We start from the raw sequence: 15,362 nt of genomic DNA on the forward strand, positions 1-15,362 counted from the left end.
CAAAATCAGCCACCTGGGTCAAAATCGTATCGGCACCAACAATATGGAGTCCACTGAAGAGCTCTTCATCCGACCTCATAGCAGTCCAATCGCGGCACGATGCTCGTAGTGAAAAAAGCCCGGCACTCTGCTCATAATTTTTCGCCATCTCGGATTTGGTTAGTCTTCAGAAACCAACGAATTTGGAGGACGATCATGGACAACCAACTAAGAAAACATTCGAAAGAGCTCCGCGAGGCTGCCGGTGTCAGTGTCAATCTTGCCGCGATGTGGGCCAACGTTGCCGAGAGAACCTGGAGATCCTGGGAAACCGATAGCGGCAACGTAACCTCACGCTTGCCCTCCCCTGCTGCGCTGTGGAGCTTTCTGGCTCGCTCAGGGATCAACCTACGAAAATTGGGTCTTGATATTGATGTAAAAGCACGTGGGCTCGCGTTGGCTATCGCCTCCTACAAAGGAGGTGTTGGAAAGACATCCATCACTGTGAACCTCGCAGTCGCACTCGCTGAGCTGGGGTTTCGGGTAGCAGTCGTGACGAATGACTGTAACCACCGTTATGCATGCGAAGATGGCGAACAACCGGCCCCAGGCAGTTGGGCAAGTCGAGTTGGGTTCTTCGATGAGCGCGACCTCATCACCTTCCCATCGGCGGTGAAGCAGCGACGCAAGCGGATTCGCGATCAACTGGCTGCTTTGCCCCCAAACGAACAAGCGAAATACCAGTTCATTCATGCCGATGAACTTGAAGCCCTGGAACGAAAACAGCGAGCTACAGAAAAGCTCAGCGAACTGATCGCGCGGCATGATTACGTGTTGCTTGATGTGAACGCTGAGCTCGAACTGATACGGCGCTTTGCAAATCTGGTTGCCGTGGTCGTGGACACCAACTGCTCGATGGCTGTGCGCAGCGCTGGGAGATTCGTCTCGGCGCTGAAGGACATCAAATGCCGCGAGACAACACCTAGCTACTTCGGCTTGCTGACAAATTGTGATGTCGGAGGCGTCAGCACTGAGCTCGAAGAATTTGTTGGCGATTTTGTGAAGCTGAGTGATGAACAGTATCAGGACATTATCGACTCGAAATACTCGACCTGCCGGCGCCGCGAGCGAGTGCTTGAGCTGGTCGACTCACTGAAGTTTCCTCCTCTGCATACTGAGTTGACCGGCGCTTACCGGATCGCCATCGAGATGCAGGAGGACGCCCCTACTCCGGGACAGGATTACGGGTATTTCAGCGCATTCGTAGATTTCGCGCCGCGCTCACATGCCGCTCGGGAGATGCGTCGCCTGGCAGATGAGCTCATCCATTGGCGACTTCGCAATACCTGGAAGTGATATAGAAAGCTCGGTTTGCAGGGCATCCTGCCTCACTCGACTAGCGGTTCCACCGCCAAAGAGAGAAATAATGCTACGACGGTGGGTTTGTTAACTCGGTGCAGTGATTGGCTTCAAAATTTTTGGTTTGATGTGTCTTCTTCCGAAAGTGTCTGGGGTTGACCATCGCATGATCCCCGATCTCGCGGGCCCTAGCGCTGTTGAAAGATCGTGGATGGCTGTGATCAGAAAAAGCCGGTCTGTGGCCAAAGACTGGACTGCAGCCCCCGACTCATCCTAAGACCGCTCGTGGTATCTGAGTACGTAACCCGCGTGGTCTTGCGATAAAGTCAGGAACGCTTCTGACGATACATTAGTAAACCATCTGTTTGAGGTTATGAATGTCGTCTGTCCTGCGCAAGTTCCTATATTTCATCCGAAACTCAGAGCAAGCCCGGTACCTGTTTCTTTTCCTGACGCCCCTGCTCGTGAAACCGTCAGATTTTGTAAGGCTTCCGAACATACCCTCTCCAATCTACACACGGCTCCGAGGCCTATGGAGCACGCCTCTCCTCGTAGCGGGGATAATCGCCCATCTTTCAGGCCCAGGTTTCGAGTGGATACTCTCGCAGAAGCATGACCCTGCCATGCCGATGTCTATGTTTTTCAAAGAGCTCCATAGGGTGCAGAATATTGGCTATCTGATGCTTTTTGTAGGCGTAGCTGTTCTGCTTTACGGTATAAGCGCGGCACGCTGGGGTTATCACTCTACGGCCATTCATATCCTGAATCGCTGGAAGCCAGAACTAACCAAGCCCAAGCCATTATTTTTTTTGGTCAACACTACTGGCTGGGGCTTCTGGCTATCGCTTTACCTGACAGCTTTTTTTTACATCCTGAGGTGGTGGGATGAGAAAGGCCGACCTGCGTTCAACGTTGACGATCAGACTCCTGCTCAATCCTTTGGCGTGTTATTGGCACTTATCTTGATCGGAGGCGTCTTTCATCTCACTACGCGTAACAGCAACGCAGGGATGCGCGAGATCTATGGCGGTAGCCGAGCTCTGAGTTTCTGCGTAGACCTAATCGGAATTGCCCTTCTAATTCTTGCCATGTGCTTGTTCGAGTATTTGACCTAATCAACCGAGCCGCTCGGTGATTTCCTTTCCTGTTGTGATCGGGAGTCCGGCGTGACCAAGGTGTCGTTCCTGACACCACTGGCGACCTTGGCATCACTGACCCGTTGCATGAGCGTGGTTAGTTTGTTGAGGGACAGCGGCAGTACATGGCGGATTACTACAGGGCTGCAGCGGACATGGTCGTAAGGTGGGCCCTGAGTGAGTCCAACTACGGTAACGTCAATATCGCCGAATGGTTTCCTGATGTAACGGACAAACAACGACTGCTCGCTCTCTTCAATGCTGGGATGCCGAAGCTAGGGATTCTGAACAAGCAGGAAACGGTAAGCGCCCGGCTACGTACGCAGTCCCTCGGATAGCGGCGCGAGGTGACACACGCTCGAGCAAACGACTGTAAATTATTTAAATTATTGGCTAGCCATAATTATCGCCCCGCCATAATTCTTAATAATTTTGGGCGTATCAAAATCGGAGCCTAGCAGGCCATTTGGGTCACCAGTCATAGGCGGGCACAAGGCCCGAAGGAACGAAGCCCCCCCACGTACGGCTCAGCGATTGCGACGCGTCTCTCTTCAACGGAAGAAGCCACGATGTCGTACGCCGACCAGCTCCCCTCCCTGCTTTATTACCCGCTTGCCCTGGATGCGGGCAATAATGGAGCTCACTTGATCGAGCTTTCAGAAGCCTAGATGTTACCCCATCACCCCCAACTCAACTCCAGCCATGCCCCTAGCAACGATACTGGTGTCGTGCGTCGGCGAAACGACAGGTAAGTCAATGAAGAATGTCAGGCTAGTGCGTCATGGAGAAAGCGCGGCCAATATCGGTGCAGCTACCCTTGATCACGCAAGTATTCCGCTCACCGAAAAGGGCATCGAACAAGCTAAACGAGTGGCGCAGTCCGTCGGCCGTGCACCTGAGTTAATCGTAGCCTCCCCTTTCTCTCGGGCTCGAGCGACTGCGGATGCGACCATCTCCGTATTCCTTGGTGCTCCATTTGAGACATGGCCCATCGAGGAATTCACCTACCTAGATCCGACCAAGTGCGTGAACACCACCGTAGGGCAACGGAAGGCATGGGTCGACCAGTATTGGGCGAACGCAGATCCGTCCTATATTGATGGAGAAGGTGCTGAGTCGTTTCTGGAGTTTGTTGGCCGCGCACGATCGTTCTTAGATCGCCTCGCCACACACCCGGCGCAAGACATCCTAGTCTTTTCGCACGGACAATTTCTCAATGCGGTAGCTTGGCTCATCGAGCGTAAGTCACTCCAGGTTGATGCCCAAGCGATGATTGAGTGGCGCAGGTACGAGATCGATAATCACGTCCGTAATGGTTGTGGGTATGTCGTGACCTGTGCTCTAGGCGATTCGTCGTGGACAGTGAGTGATTCAATCGACATAGATGAAGCGGTTAATTTCAACAAGCTCCAAGCAAGGTTTCCCATGCCATGAGCATCCAAGCAAAGTTCCTTCACCTCCAAGCAATCCATAACCTCCTCGCGCCATACCGCTACCTCTATTGCGTTGATCTTGAGGCAACCTGTGATGAGGTTGGAGAGTGCGAATCTCCAAGGCCGCTTGTAGTCGTCCCCGATCAGATGGAAACGATTGAGATTGGCCTGGTGGTGATCGACCTTGAAACGCTTGAAATCGTCGATGAGTTCCAGCGTTTCGTTCGGCCTCAGATCAACCCAACTCTTACTGAATTCTGTAAGAGGCTGACGTCCATCGCACAGGCGGACGTGGATGGAGCCCTAACCTATCAAGAGGTTGGCGACGAGCTACGGACGTTTGCTGCGCAGTATCCAAACGCGGGATGGGCATCTTGGGGTGACTATGATGCAAGACAGCTTGACCGCGATGCTGGTTTAGCTGGGTGCCCTTCCCTGCTCGAGGGCCTGCAACATTTCAATGCCAGGAAATGGCATGTTGGTTTATACGACAACCGCCCCAAAGGACTTAAGCAAACGGTGGAGTCGATGGGATTGGTTTGGCAGGGTACCTATCATCGAGGGATCGACGATGCCAAGAACGTTGCATCCATCATTAAGGAGATGCTCGGCTGATTTGGTGAGCCGGGCCCATTGGCCCGAAGAAGCGACTTCTCCATTTATGTCACCCCGCAGCTCAGCTAGGGCAAGACAAGCCTCGGATGCAAAATAACTTGAACACAACCTCCCCTCTCTCCGCCCGCGTGGTTTGCGAGGTACTGACGGACGTCGCGCTCGGCAAACGCTTCATGACGCGAAGCTTCATCCAGTCAGGGAGTGAGATTTATCACGGCCTTATGCCCGTGGAAATTGAAAGCTGACTTTCCTCTTTAACCCAGCTCTTGAATCGCGACTAATCGTTGTTCTGTGCTACCAGATATCCTGCGATCAAAAGCTGCTCCACCAGCCTTGTTGGCGACGCCATTGGATAGGCTCAAATAGAGATGCATAAATTAGAGCCCCCCCCATTTACCTGGCGGAGGATCAGTCATTGCGCCTGGTGATGTATAAGGAGGCAAACTCATTTACTAATGCCACGGGCTCGCTTCCCTCGCGCATCTCTGCTATCAAGAGGCAATTCACTACCACGAGGGCACACCATGGAAGTCGTCCTGCTCGCTCACATCACACTGAATAGGATCGGATCCGCCAGCTTTGGCGGTGGTTTCAGCGGTAGCCAGTGCCGTACGCGAAAATTTTCGGCTGAGCTGGCCGAAAAAGATCGCGACAAGCTGCGAAACCTAGTGATCGAGATCGCAGAACAACATGGAGAAACGCCCGGAAATCTGGACGGCCTCCAGCTCGAGCATGAGCATTTTCGCGGGGATGAATTCATCTTCAACATCCATGGCCGGAACACCATCTACGGCACCCCATACGCAGTTTGTCAGCTCCAACCTGCGCTCAAAGCCAACGGTAAGTACTATCAGCTCCAAGACCTCGAAGGCCAGGGGTTCACGCCATACACTCCCCAGGCGAGGTAGGTGCTGTCGGCACCGACGTCAGAAAACTGCGCCGTGGTAGCATCACCCTATCCAAATTCATCGTTCATTGAGGCAGCTCAGAAACCACTAGGGGACACTCAGCAGGATGCATATTCAAAGTCAAAGACCAGGCGGTACGCATGACTCTCAAGTCGTCATTTGCCACGGTACTTCGCGCGATCAGGAACAAACGCAACATCACCCAGCGGCAATTCGCCGACGCGACAAGCCGTACTTACTTGTCAAAGCTTGAGGGTGGTAAATCGAGCATCACTCTGGACAAGCTTGAGCAGCTAAGTGTGCGTCTTGAGTTGAGTCCATTGACGCTGTTGGCTCTAACGCTGAGTGAAGACGGTGGTAAGCCAGCCAGAGAGCTCGTCAACACACTCCAAGTTGAAATCGAAGCGCTGGAGCCCGAGGGCGGCCTGCCGGGCGTAAGTAACCTGCCACGCCCCCTATTACCATCCCTACCCCAAGCTCTGGTGGGAAATCGTGCTCCGCAGCGTTCCAGTCGCCAATCTGCTCTTCGCCTCTATCAAACTGAGCTCTCTTTCTCGGAGTGAGTTATCTTCACGGCATCCTGCCGACATTGAGTCAGCAGGAGAAGCCGTGCTCATCTGCCGTTTAAATGAACGGGATGTACGCGTGAGCCAGATTTTTGGGGAGAGCTGCCAGCGTGTCCCAATCCCCCAGCCCGGCAGCAACGCCCACAGATAACGTGCCCACGAGAACGAAAGGCGCAGATGGCAAAAGCAGCCGCAAGCGCCGGGACAGACTCATGCTCTTGCATATCGCCTTGTACATCAAACGATACTCGGTGCCAGCCCAGCGACCGGCTAACATCAAGGGCACAGCAATGAGAAAAGCGGTGACAGGCGTCATCGTCAACCATTCGGAAACAGAGAAAGCCGTTGAGCCAAGGCCACCCATGACCAAGGCGTAATTCCTTGTGATCTTATGTTCTCTCCCTTCCAGCGACGGATCGAACCAACGAACGTTTTCCATGGACACCCCTAGGTTGTTTGACCGGTTGGTCGAAGCCTAGAGATAGTGCCATATGCCCCATTGATACTTCCACGCCAGGCTGGTAGGCACTCCCTTGATTGACATGGCCGAGAGCCTCTTCCGATTGTTATGAGGCAATTCTGCCGTTGAACCGATACCGGCCTCCTGTCGGTAGGCCGGCATACGCTGTACTCGCTACCGCTGCAGGGGTTCCAGCAAACGCCCCCAGTAAAGTTCGGCTGCGCCCTCATGGCTGAGCTTTTTATCGTGCCCACTTCGAACATGCCCCATCAGGGTTTTGAAGAAAATGGACTGGTCGTCAGTGCTTACCGACAACATTTCATTGAAGCCCGAACTCGATATTTGCCCTGAGTAAGTGATCCCAGTGCGGCTGAACCCATCACCCAGCGCTATGGAGCACTCAGAAGCGATTCTACCGTTCATATAAATCGACGCGGAGAAGCGAGTGTCGCTCAAGCGCCTCAAAGCCCCCTGGACGCTGGGGTTTCGCTGCTGCAATTCTTGCAGCGAATTTTCGAAGAATCGCTGCATGTACTCAAAGCCGTCGTGAGCAAATTGATCGATTTCAAAATCAGTGAACGTCTTGCGCAGGCGCAGGTTGCTTGATCGATTGGTCTCGAACGCACTCTGAACAGCACCGGAAAGCGGGAAGGCGTAGCTCTCCGTACGAAGCTCTACTGATGGCGCAGGTTTCGCTGCTTTCGAAGAGATTTCCTTCAACAAACTGCGAACCTGGCGCACCACATCGGTGTAGGCCTCATCCAAGTTCGTCCAGCTGGTGATTGGCTTGCCGTCCTGCGGGACTGCCAGAAGCTTACCGATAGGGCTATGACTCCAATCGCAAGCTCTCAATATCACCGCTACCAAACGGCATTCGCCTTGGGAATGACGTTCCATTGCACGCTTCATTTCTACGGAGTAGCAGTAATGTGAGCTCAGGAAACTGGCACTAACCAATAATAGGACGACGTCTGCTTCATCAATCTGAAGATCGATGGCGGCATCGACCATCTCGCCAGCGATCAGCCGTCGATCATGCCAGGATTCGATGAGCCCTTCGTGCTTTAAAGAGGACAGATGCTTTTCCAGCTGATCTCGCAGCGCCTCATCGTCATGACTGTACGAAAAAAACACCTTTGCCATTGCCACGTTCCGAACCTAACTGTGACGAAAACGTTACCACGCTCGGCTCGGGTGATGGTAGCGGCGAACGCTGCGTCCAATGGAACTCGTTGAGTCCTGATCTCTACATGAACTGGATGAGCCACCTTCAGTTGCAGGGTGTTGAGGAATCAATACCGTCCGAAAAAACGCTGAACATGTGTGTTGGTCTCCAAAGCCAATCCCAACACCGTCAATGATTGATCCAGAAGAGCGCCATCGCGCTCGGCACCGTCTACTTCCTCCACATGCCCCGCGGCGCCATCTCGGTATTTGGCGCCATGCACAAGGTTGTTTCTGGCCCGGCGAATGGCAAGAAATAGCTCAACGACAGTGGTAACCGGAGCAGCCTCCTCCCATCCCAAGCCCCCCTCGTCGGGTAGCAACAGCTGACGCTTGGGCGGTCGGCTGAGCAGATCAGGGGCACCTCCTTGAGCGACAACTCTGTTCATGAAGTCTTCGCCTAGGTCGCGGGCGAATCTGTCCCAGGCAGCACTCGCATTTCCGTTATTGGAAACGGCATAGATACCGGATCGTTTGAGTGCACACTCGAAGCGCGAAAAAACAATGAAGAAGTCTATTGCCAGTTTCGGCAGCTCGTATCCCAATGCATGCTCGACGAGTCGTTGGTGATTTCCCATAAGCCCCTCGCTAAGTGCCGCGATGCAGTTTCTCTAGTTCGAAATCCGCCTGTCTACCTCGTCAATGGTAACCATGACGACGAAATCGGACTCACCAATAATACGGATATCCTGACCAGCCTTGATGAGCTCCTCAGCCTTGAGGCACGCCTTCCCGCAGCCTGATGTTCAGCCAATGATTCCCCACCGGTGGCAGTTTTCGAATGTCGCAGGCTTGACTGAATGCCGAGCAAAATGGCCGGAGCTGGTCATCAAGCTGTCCAGGGCAAACGATCTAACCGTTTGTAACACGGCCTGCCAGGCTGGCCCGCGACCATATCTGCGGTAATACCATGAATCTGCGTGTTGAAGTCGAAGAAATCGTCTTCGGGATCGACCAGACCTTCCCACTCATTAACGATCTGAGCGTCGGCGAACATTGAGCGCCCCATGCAAGAGGTAGTGACTACATACCACTGCGATCTGGGGTTGGCTGATGACAGCAGGCGTCTCGACAATTCGCAAACGCCGACTTCCGCTTGAAAGCCTGGTGTGGTGCATCATCGGCATGGCGTTGTTTCGCAGGATGTCAGCTTGGGATGTGGTGAAACACATGGATATCATGCTGCCGGGCAAGCGGCCTCTGGTAGCGCCGAGTGCTGTTGTTCAGGGGCGGCAACGGCTGGGTAGCGAACCCTTCTCAAGCGGGCTCGCATACGTAGGTGAATTTGCGCCCTTGTTCACAGATGGCCAACAGGCACTACTGGCCCTATGATATCTTCGCTCAAGTGTCCTGCAATCAGCCGCTGTATTCGGTACTACCGGGAGAAGGGTCATGCGCAACTGCTTTTTCAGTTTCCATTACGTGCCCGATAACTGGAGGGCCGCCACGGTTCGATCCATTGGCGTTGTCGACGGTGAAGAAGCTGCTCGGGACAACGATTGGGAGTCGGTCAGACGTTACGACGACAAGACCATCAAAAACTGGATTGATCAGCAAATGAAGGGGCGCACCTGCGCAATCGTTCTGATTGGTGAAAATACCGCTGGTAGACCATGGATCAATTACGAGATCGAAACAGCGTGGAATAACAAGCTGGGATTGGTCGGCATTCACATCCACGGCCTCAAGAATGCGCAAGGAATGACCTCAAGCAAAGGCGCCAACCCTTTCACTGGCTTCACCATTGGGCAGCAGCAAATCCCGTTAACCAATGTGGTGCGTTCCTACGATCCGCCCGGCTTCGATAGTCGCGCTCGATACGGATACATCGCGGAAAATATTGGCCGTTGGATCGAAGAAGGCATCGCGATCCGGAAACAGTATTGAGCCGTTACCACTCGATGAAGAATGAGGACAATCATGCAGGACGCTTCCTATCACCTGGCCGTATTCGGTACAGCCCCTGAAGGGTTCATCGCCGCCCTCACCGACGAGCTGAAAACCAGGTTGAGCATTCTCTCCCTGGAGCTCGGTAAAGAAGTCGCATGGTATGTCGGCCCGCCTGGGGAATACGACGCTCATGGAGGACAGTGCACCGCGGCGCTCTGTTTCCCGCTGGAAAACGAGCAGGTTCAGTCAATCGTCACCATGATGAAGGCCGGGATGCCTGTCATACCGGTTGCGAGCAGCCTCGCTAAGCTCGGCGACGAATTTGCCGCCCCCATATCGACCCTGAATGGACTCGGCCTTAGCACCTGTGACATCCCCGAAATTGCTAACTGTCTCCTCGAGTGTGCCTCTCTGCTTCCGCGGCAGCGCCGAGTCTTTCTGAGCTACAGGCGTTCCGAGTCTACGCCTGTAGCGCTGCAGCTCTACGCAGCCTTGTCAGAGCGGCTCTTCGATGTTTTTCTGGATACCCATGAAATCCTTCCAGGCCAGCACTTCCAGGAGGTGCTTTGGCAGAAGCTTTGCGACAGCGATGTCATGGTCTATCTCGACACTGAGAGCTATTTCCAGAGCCGCTGGACGACATCGGAATTCGGACGCGCGACGTGGCGCGCCATCCCGATTCAACGCGTCGGTTGGCCAGATGTGGCCCTAGATCCCCGGAGCTTGGTAAGCGATGACCTTCGCTTGGAAGCAGAAGATTTTGAAGCGGACGGACTGTCTCTCACTCCTGGCTGCCTGGATCGGATCTGCAGATCAGTCGAAAGCTTGAGGGCCGAAGGTGTTGCCACGCGCTACTACCAACTGATGGACGCATTCCGGGCATCGCTTCAACGCTCGCATGCCACCATTGAAGGCTATTCGATGCGGCGCACCATTACCGTCAAAACTCGCTTGGACGAATACATTTCGGTATATCCAACGCTTGGAGTGCCCACCACCTATACGCTTCATGAAGCTACACTTGACAATCACACCCCGCCCGTCGCTGTAGTATACGATGACGTCGGTATTGAAGAAAAAAGGTGGGTAACACACATGGAGTGGATTGGTGGCTTCTTAAACGATAAAGTTCGCTTGATCAAACCTTACGGCTCAGGATGGCATTTCGAGGGCTGGAGGCAATGAGCCAGTCGATATTTCTTTCCGCGAGCGTCCCGCAGCACGGTAGAGAATTTTATGATACGGCCCATCCCTATCAGATTCATACTGCCGTGCGTTCACTTCTCTTGCTAACCCTGGGTCGCCGCCAGATTGTCTTCGGAGGGCATCCATCAATAACTCCAATGGTTTATTCCGCATGCCTCCACTTTGGGTTAAGTGATATTCGTTGCGCCACCATTTATCAGTCGCAGTTTTTCAAGGATGAGTTCCCCCTTGAGAATGCTGAATTTGCAGACGTCAGATTAATTCCTGCTGAAGCTACTATTCCAGAAAGCGTTGCCATGATGCGCCGTAAAATGTTTAGTGAAAGCCAGTTCTCTGCTGGCATCTTCATCGGAGGAATGAAAGGCATTCTCGATGAATACGCGCTGTTCAGGGAGGCATTTCCAGATGCCAAGGTCATTGCTGTGAGAGCTGGCGGAGGTGCAACTGCTACCCTGCCCCAATCCAGTGAAGACCCAGCAGTCCAGGGCCTCGAGCTTTCGCGTGATTTTTTCTCTCTCTACTCAACGGTGCTGGGGATCGACCCCAGAGCCAACCGAGATTTCACTAGTTAAGGAAGATCTGATGGATCGCGGTTTCAATCTGAGCATTGATGCTCAGAGCTTTGCGTCTAACAGCGCTACAGTTGCCAACTACAAAGCCCAGAACAAGCGCGATGTCGAAAGCTTGGCACAGCTTATGCTCGACAAAGATACAGTCGACGCCGAGCTTGTGATAAAAACATTGTTTCCGACTGTCTCTGCAGACATATTCCTCTCTCACTCTCATGCTGATCAAGATCTTGCTATCTCTCTCGCCATCGAACTCGAGCGCAGATGCGGCTTGAAGGTGTTTATCGACTCATGCGTTTGGGGCGCAGCGCATGACCTGCTTCAGGTAATTGACGATAAATACTGCAAATCGCCAGGTGAGATCAACTACAACTATGCCGAGAGAAATCGCTCCACCGCTCATGTTCACATGATCTTGAGCACAGCCCTGCAGCGCATGATCGACAGCACTGACACTCTGTTTTTCCTCAATACAGAACAGTCCATCTCACTCAAGCACTCTGTGGATGGAAGTAAGAAAACCCTATCACCCTGGATTCATATGGAGCTCGAGTTCAGCTCGATGGTGCGCAGACAACCTCGCCGACACATGGTCAAATCCCATGATGGCAGGATGTACGATAGCATCGGGACAGAGTCGTACAACGTTGCACACGAAGCCCCAGTTCGCCACCTGGTGAATCTTGCACAGCCAGAGTTCATGATGTGGGTGGAGGCCACATCGCGTATTGGCGCTGTTGATGGCATTAACCTTCTTTACGAGATCGAAAGTGCGTAACGACCAAGCTGACGGCAGTAGCACACGACGCGCTGATTACCACCCAGCAGAATGCCTCAGCCTTATCTACTAGGCCTGAGGCTTACCTGGGTGGTTTAAGCGCATCACGTTATGCTGCCTTCGGTCATCAGAGGTAAATCTTACCGACCCCACAGAAAGGATACCCTCTGCCTCGCAGCGCTCGTCGCAAAGCATCAACATCCTTTAGTTGATCCCCGCCCTGCTTGCCCGGGCCGCCTAGGTTTTCCTTATCCACGGTTGGATAGAGTCCCAGATACTCCTGCCCTTCAAAGCGTTGATCCGCCCTTTCCAAGACCGGAAGGATAGATACGTTGCCCGGTTTACGACCGTCGAAGTAGCCCAACTCCCAGGGCATCCATTTCGAGCTCGATGCATTCTCGGTGGCAATGTACAACAGCGTCTCGGACTGGTTCATCCGCCCGCGCAGCCTCTCAGCCGTATGCTTGTTAACCTGGTTACGGTCAAGCTCTGGGTCGTCTACCCAGTCGACATAAACTCTTTTTTCCATGTCCTCGAGCAGTACCTTTACCCCGAGCACAAGCTCGGCGTCATTGATGGAGTGGGATAAGAAAACGTCGAATCGAGTCGCCAGCTTGCTAGCTTTAATCGACTCATTGATCACGTCGACCAGGCTACGGTTCTTCATTGCCCGCTTTGCGGCTGCACGTGCTTCAGCTTTTGTAAAAAACGCCATGCTACGAGTCCTTCGAGTGATAGTTCGTCAGTGCTTCAGCGATCAAAGAAAGCCGCCATCCCGGGCCGTGTGTTGAGGAGCCGATACACCTCTAAGCTCAGGGTGGTGGGTTAGAGATTTGACGATAAAGAGAAGCGGACGCCCAAGACTGTGTCCTAGGCATCCATTCCTGCTTAGAAGCGCTCCCAGGCATCCGCATGTTGTCCATCAAAGAATCTGGAGCGCACCTCAGCGAAGTGCTCTTTAGCTGCTTCGTTGCCACGCTGGGCCATTTCCTGGATAGCCTCGGTGTCGTCAAGCTTGATTTCGGCAGGGGTCTGCTGATTGACACGCAAGTGCCGCGTTGGGCCCAGAAAACTCTCAGCCAGGGCAAGAGCACCGTGTTCTTGGGCGGCAAAAAAGAGATCAACGCTATGAGGCGCCCATCCCCCTTTGCCCTTACCCAACTGATCACTGAAATCACTCTCGCTGGTGAGCGTTCCAACGCTCAGCACGTCGATTCGATCTAGAGGGATCTTCAGGTACCGAACAGCTTCCGCCAAGGCCGGCAAGATGGGGTTGTTCGCCCAGACGCCACCATCAAGGAAGGTTTCCAGTGTGATCGGCCCATCGTATTCGGCTTCATCAAAATATGTGGGGGCCGCGGAGGAAGCCAGCGCTGCAGTCACGGCTGAGATATCACGATATGCCGTCCGATCTGGGCTGTGCGGTGTGACGATTGCCTCTGCTTGGCCATGCTTAGCCCTAACCGTAGGAATGACCAAACGGCACCGCGAATCCTCCGCCAAGGTTTTGTCGCCAAACACTTCAGTCAGCAGTCCGCGTAGTGTGGCCGAGTCATGCTTGGACTTGAGCCAGTGCCGCAGCTTCCGATTTTTCGGGAAAATCTGTGGGCCTTTCTTTTCGTAGAATTCCAGGATCTCTCGGGGTTTCATCCCTAAGGCCAGCCCGATAGCCAAAATGGCACCCGTGGATGTGCCTGCGACCAGGTCGAAATGCGAAATGAGGTCGTTGCCACCACCTGCCTTGAGCATGTCGTCCCACTTGGCCAAAACCGCTGCAGTGAAAGTGCCCCTGAGTCCTCCGCCATCAAGCGCCAAGATGCGGAAGTTACGGCCTCGCGAAATGTTGCGACGAGCAAGTGGCAGGTTCTTCAATTGCTCGACGACCAGGCCCACGACCTGCTCAACCGATGTGCCATTGGCAATGGTGGTGTTCGCGTCTAGGGAAAGGCCATTTCGCAGGCGAGATAGCAACGACGGATCTTCCTGGAGGTACCCTGCTATCGCACCGCCAAAACCAGCGGCGACGAATCCGGGCTTACCGAGGTCGAGCATGGTATCCAGCTCATTCGGAACGCCCGCATTTGCTTTATTGACGTCCCACCACGCACCACCCACGCAGATGACGGCATCCGAACGGTCAGCCATCCAATCACGCATCGGTGTCAGGCCAACTGCGGCTTGGCCCTCGCTAACATCCGCAGGGACAATTTCCACTGAAGCGAATTTTCTGTGATCCTCAATCTCAGCGGCGTACTCGTCAGTCGCGAAGAGTTTCGCTCGCACCAACGTAAGTGCTCCCCTGCCCCCGCCTGCCTGAATGAACGATTCGGCGGCTTTGCGCAGCGGTGCGATGAGTGAGGGATGGCTCCCATGGACAATCGAGCCGCCTTCGCTGAAGATTTTCGCGGCAATTTTTTGCACGAAGTCAGCAATATCGTCTCGCGATTCTGGGTTTGAACCCGATAGGTGGATCCTGACGCCGGCTAGGCGCTGCGTAGCTGCCATAAGTTAGTACCTGGGTAGTCTGAAATGAAGGTTTCTGCGACCGAGCCGGTCGGATCAACGACCGGCCAATCCTGCCGCGGTCTCGATCCAGCCCGCGATGTTGGCTCTGCCATTTTGCGCTACGAAGTCATACCGCATGCAGTGCCTGGAAAGCGGAACGACCGTGTCGCTGGTAGGGGCATCAAACCACAGGTCAGAGGCCGGGATGGCGAGGGTATAGTCCAAATACTTCACCCACTTCCCGCCTTTTAGCTCCGCGAAGAAAATCTTGTCGTTAGAGCGATAGAGACCCACCTCAGCCAATGGGTCTGCGCCCTTCACTCCGGTCGCCTGAGCTCTGTTTTTCACACCATGAATGTCAACGGTCAACAGCCCATTGCCCTTCAACACGCTGCGTACAATCTCGTACCGCACCCAGCGCCTTGATGCTGTGAACTGGCCGGTCAGAACGCATGTCACGGACGTGTTGTTGAGGCCATCTCGAAGGAAGGCTTTGAGCGCGTCGTCGCCTTCCTTCTTGGACGCTTCAAACACGCTGCCATCGAAGAACCCCACCGATTGTCGATCGTCGTTGACGACCCAGCAATTCCTGACGTTCCAGGCTCGCCATACGTCTTCCTGATAGTGGAAGGAAAAAAACGTTCTTCGTGCCATTCCTTGCTCCCCGTACGTTTACAACCACCTGTCATGCCGAAGCGACCACTGCTCGCTTTTGCATGCCCAGTCTGGGCACG

At 53.9% G+C, this 15,362-nt stretch carries 17 protein-coding genes and 1 pseudogene; 11 read left to right on the forward strand and 7 right to left on the reverse strand.

What is annotated here, in order from left to right; all coding sequences use genetic code 11:
- Window positions 1–195: 195 nt before the first annotated feature.
- The 6 genes from AC3WMV_RS02675 (at window position 196) to AC3WMV_RS02700 (ending at window position 5,993) form a co-directional block, all read left to right on the forward strand.
- The gene (locus AC3WMV_RS02675; RefSeq protein WP_158248882.1) at window positions 196–1,335 is read left to right on the forward strand and encodes an AAA family ATPase; all 1,140 of its coding nucleotides are present in this window, start codon (window positions 196–198) and stop codon (window positions 1,333–1,335) included.
- Window positions 1,336–1,961: 626 nt separating this feature from the next.
- Window positions 1,962–2,453, forward strand: coding sequence for a hypothetical protein (locus tag AC3WMV_RS02680; protein WP_146038478.1), 492 nt, complete (start codon window positions 1,962–1,964; stop codon window positions 2,451–2,453).
- A 777-nt stretch (window positions 2,454–3,230) separates the two neighbouring features.
- Entirely contained in the window at window positions 3,231–3,908 is a 678-nt protein-coding gene (locus AC3WMV_RS02685) for a histidine phosphatase family protein (protein ID WP_103367151.1), read from the forward strand.
- Complete coding sequence (locus AC3WMV_RS02690; protein ID WP_103367150.1) at window positions 3,905–4,522, forward strand: 3'-5' exonuclease; 618 nt, start codon at window positions 3,905–3,907, stop codon at window positions 4,520–4,522. The genes AC3WMV_RS02685 and AC3WMV_RS02690 overlap by 4 nt, the downstream gene beginning before the upstream one ends.
- 524 nt (window positions 4,523–5,046) lie before the next feature.
- Window positions 5,047–5,430, forward strand: coding sequence for a hypothetical protein (locus tag AC3WMV_RS02695; RefSeq protein ID WP_103367149.1), 384 nt, complete (start codon window positions 5,047–5,049; stop codon window positions 5,428–5,430).
- 140 nt (window positions 5,431–5,570) lie between these two features.
- Window positions 5,571–5,993 carry a helix-turn-helix domain-containing protein gene (locus tag AC3WMV_RS02700; protein WP_103367148.1) on the forward strand — a complete coding sequence of 141 codons (423 nt, stop codon included), beginning with the start codon at window positions 5,571–5,573 and terminating at the stop codon, window positions 5,991–5,993.
- Between the two features lie 61 nt (window positions 5,994–6,054).
- On the opposite strand, the gene AC3WMV_RS02705 is transcribed toward AC3WMV_RS02700, so the two are convergent.
- The 4 genes from AC3WMV_RS02705 to AC3WMV_RS02720 all read right to left on the reverse strand — a co-directional run bounded on the left by AC3WMV_RS02705 (window position 6,055) and on the right by AC3WMV_RS02720 (window position 8,677).
- Window positions 6,055–6,435: a hypothetical protein gene (locus tag AC3WMV_RS02705; RefSeq protein ID WP_146038477.1), complete on the reverse strand. Its 381-nt coding sequence runs from the start codon at window positions 6,433–6,435 to the stop codon at window positions 6,055–6,057.
- Between the two features lie 195 nt (window positions 6,436–6,630).
- Window positions 6,631–7,599, reverse strand: a complete 969-nt coding sequence (locus AC3WMV_RS02710; protein WP_103367146.1) for a toll/interleukin-1 receptor domain-containing protein — start codon at window positions 7,597–7,599, stop codon at window positions 6,631–6,633.
- Between the two features lie 149 nt (window positions 7,600–7,748).
- Window positions 7,749–8,258: a hypothetical protein gene (locus tag AC3WMV_RS02715; RefSeq protein WP_103367145.1), complete on the reverse strand. Its 510-nt coding sequence runs from the start codon at window positions 8,256–8,258 to the stop codon at window positions 7,749–7,751.
- Window positions 8,259–8,509: 251 nt separating this feature from the next.
- Window positions 8,510–8,677, reverse strand: coding sequence for a 3'-5' exonuclease family protein (locus tag AC3WMV_RS02720; RefSeq protein WP_178085215.1), 168 nt, complete (start codon window positions 8,675–8,677; stop codon window positions 8,510–8,512).
- 53 nt (window positions 8,678–8,730) lie between these two features.
- On the opposite strand from AC3WMV_RS02720, the pseudogene AC3WMV_RS02725 reads away from it, so the two are divergent.
- The 5 genes and pseudogenes from AC3WMV_RS02725 to AC3WMV_RS02745 all read left to right on the forward strand — a co-directional run.
- Window positions 8,731–8,928 (forward strand): annotated as a pseudogene (locus AC3WMV_RS02725) (transposase domain-containing protein); the annotation flags it as partial.
- Between the two features lie 144 nt (window positions 8,929–9,072).
- A complete protein-coding gene (locus AC3WMV_RS02730) occupies window positions 9,073–9,567 on the forward strand; it encodes a TIR domain-containing protein (protein WP_103367144.1) in 495 nt (164 codons plus the stop codon).
- Between the two features lie 33 nt (window positions 9,568–9,600).
- A complete protein-coding gene (gene thcB4 / locus AC3WMV_RS02735) occupies window positions 9,601–10,755 on the forward strand; it encodes a Thoeris type III anti-phage system protein ThcB4 (RefSeq protein ID WP_158248881.1) in 1,155 nt (384 codons plus the stop codon).
- Window positions 10,752–11,348 (forward strand): Thoeris type III anti-phage system protein ThcA, encoded by a 597-nt coding sequence (thcA, locus tag AC3WMV_RS02740; RefSeq protein ID WP_103367142.1) that lies wholly within the window; start codon window positions 10,752–10,754, stop codon window positions 11,346–11,348. The genes thcB4 and thcA overlap by 4 nt, the downstream gene beginning before the upstream one ends.
- Window positions 11,349–11,358: 10 nt before the next feature.
- Window positions 11,359–12,123: a toll/interleukin-1 receptor domain-containing protein gene (locus tag AC3WMV_RS02745; protein WP_103367141.1), complete on the forward strand. Its 765-nt coding sequence runs from the start codon at window positions 11,359–11,361 to the stop codon at window positions 12,121–12,123.
- Window positions 12,124–12,250: 127 nt separating this feature from the next.
- On the opposite strand, the gene AC3WMV_RS02750 is transcribed toward AC3WMV_RS02745, so the two are convergent.
- The 3 genes from AC3WMV_RS02750 to AC3WMV_RS02760 form a co-directional block, all read right to left on the reverse strand.
- On the reverse strand, window positions 12,251–12,838 hold the full coding sequence (locus tag AC3WMV_RS02750) for a toll/interleukin-1 receptor domain-containing protein (protein ID WP_103367140.1): 588 nt from the start codon (window positions 12,836–12,838) through the stop codon (window positions 12,251–12,253).
- A 173-nt stretch (window positions 12,839–13,011) separates the two neighbouring features.
- Window positions 13,012–14,628: a CBASS cGAMP-activated phospholipase gene (locus AC3WMV_RS02755; RefSeq protein WP_103367139.1), complete on the reverse strand. Its 1,617-nt coding sequence runs from the start codon at window positions 14,626–14,628 to the stop codon at window positions 13,012–13,014.
- A gap of 54 nt (window positions 14,629–14,682) precedes the next feature.
- A complete protein-coding gene (locus AC3WMV_RS02760; protein WP_103367138.1) occupies window positions 14,683–15,282 on the reverse strand; it encodes a TIR domain-containing protein in 600 nt (199 codons plus the stop codon).
- Window positions 15,283–15,362: the final 80 nt, after the last annotated feature.

Source organism: Pseudomonas sp. FW305-3-2-15-E-TSA4 (assembly GCF_058787295.1).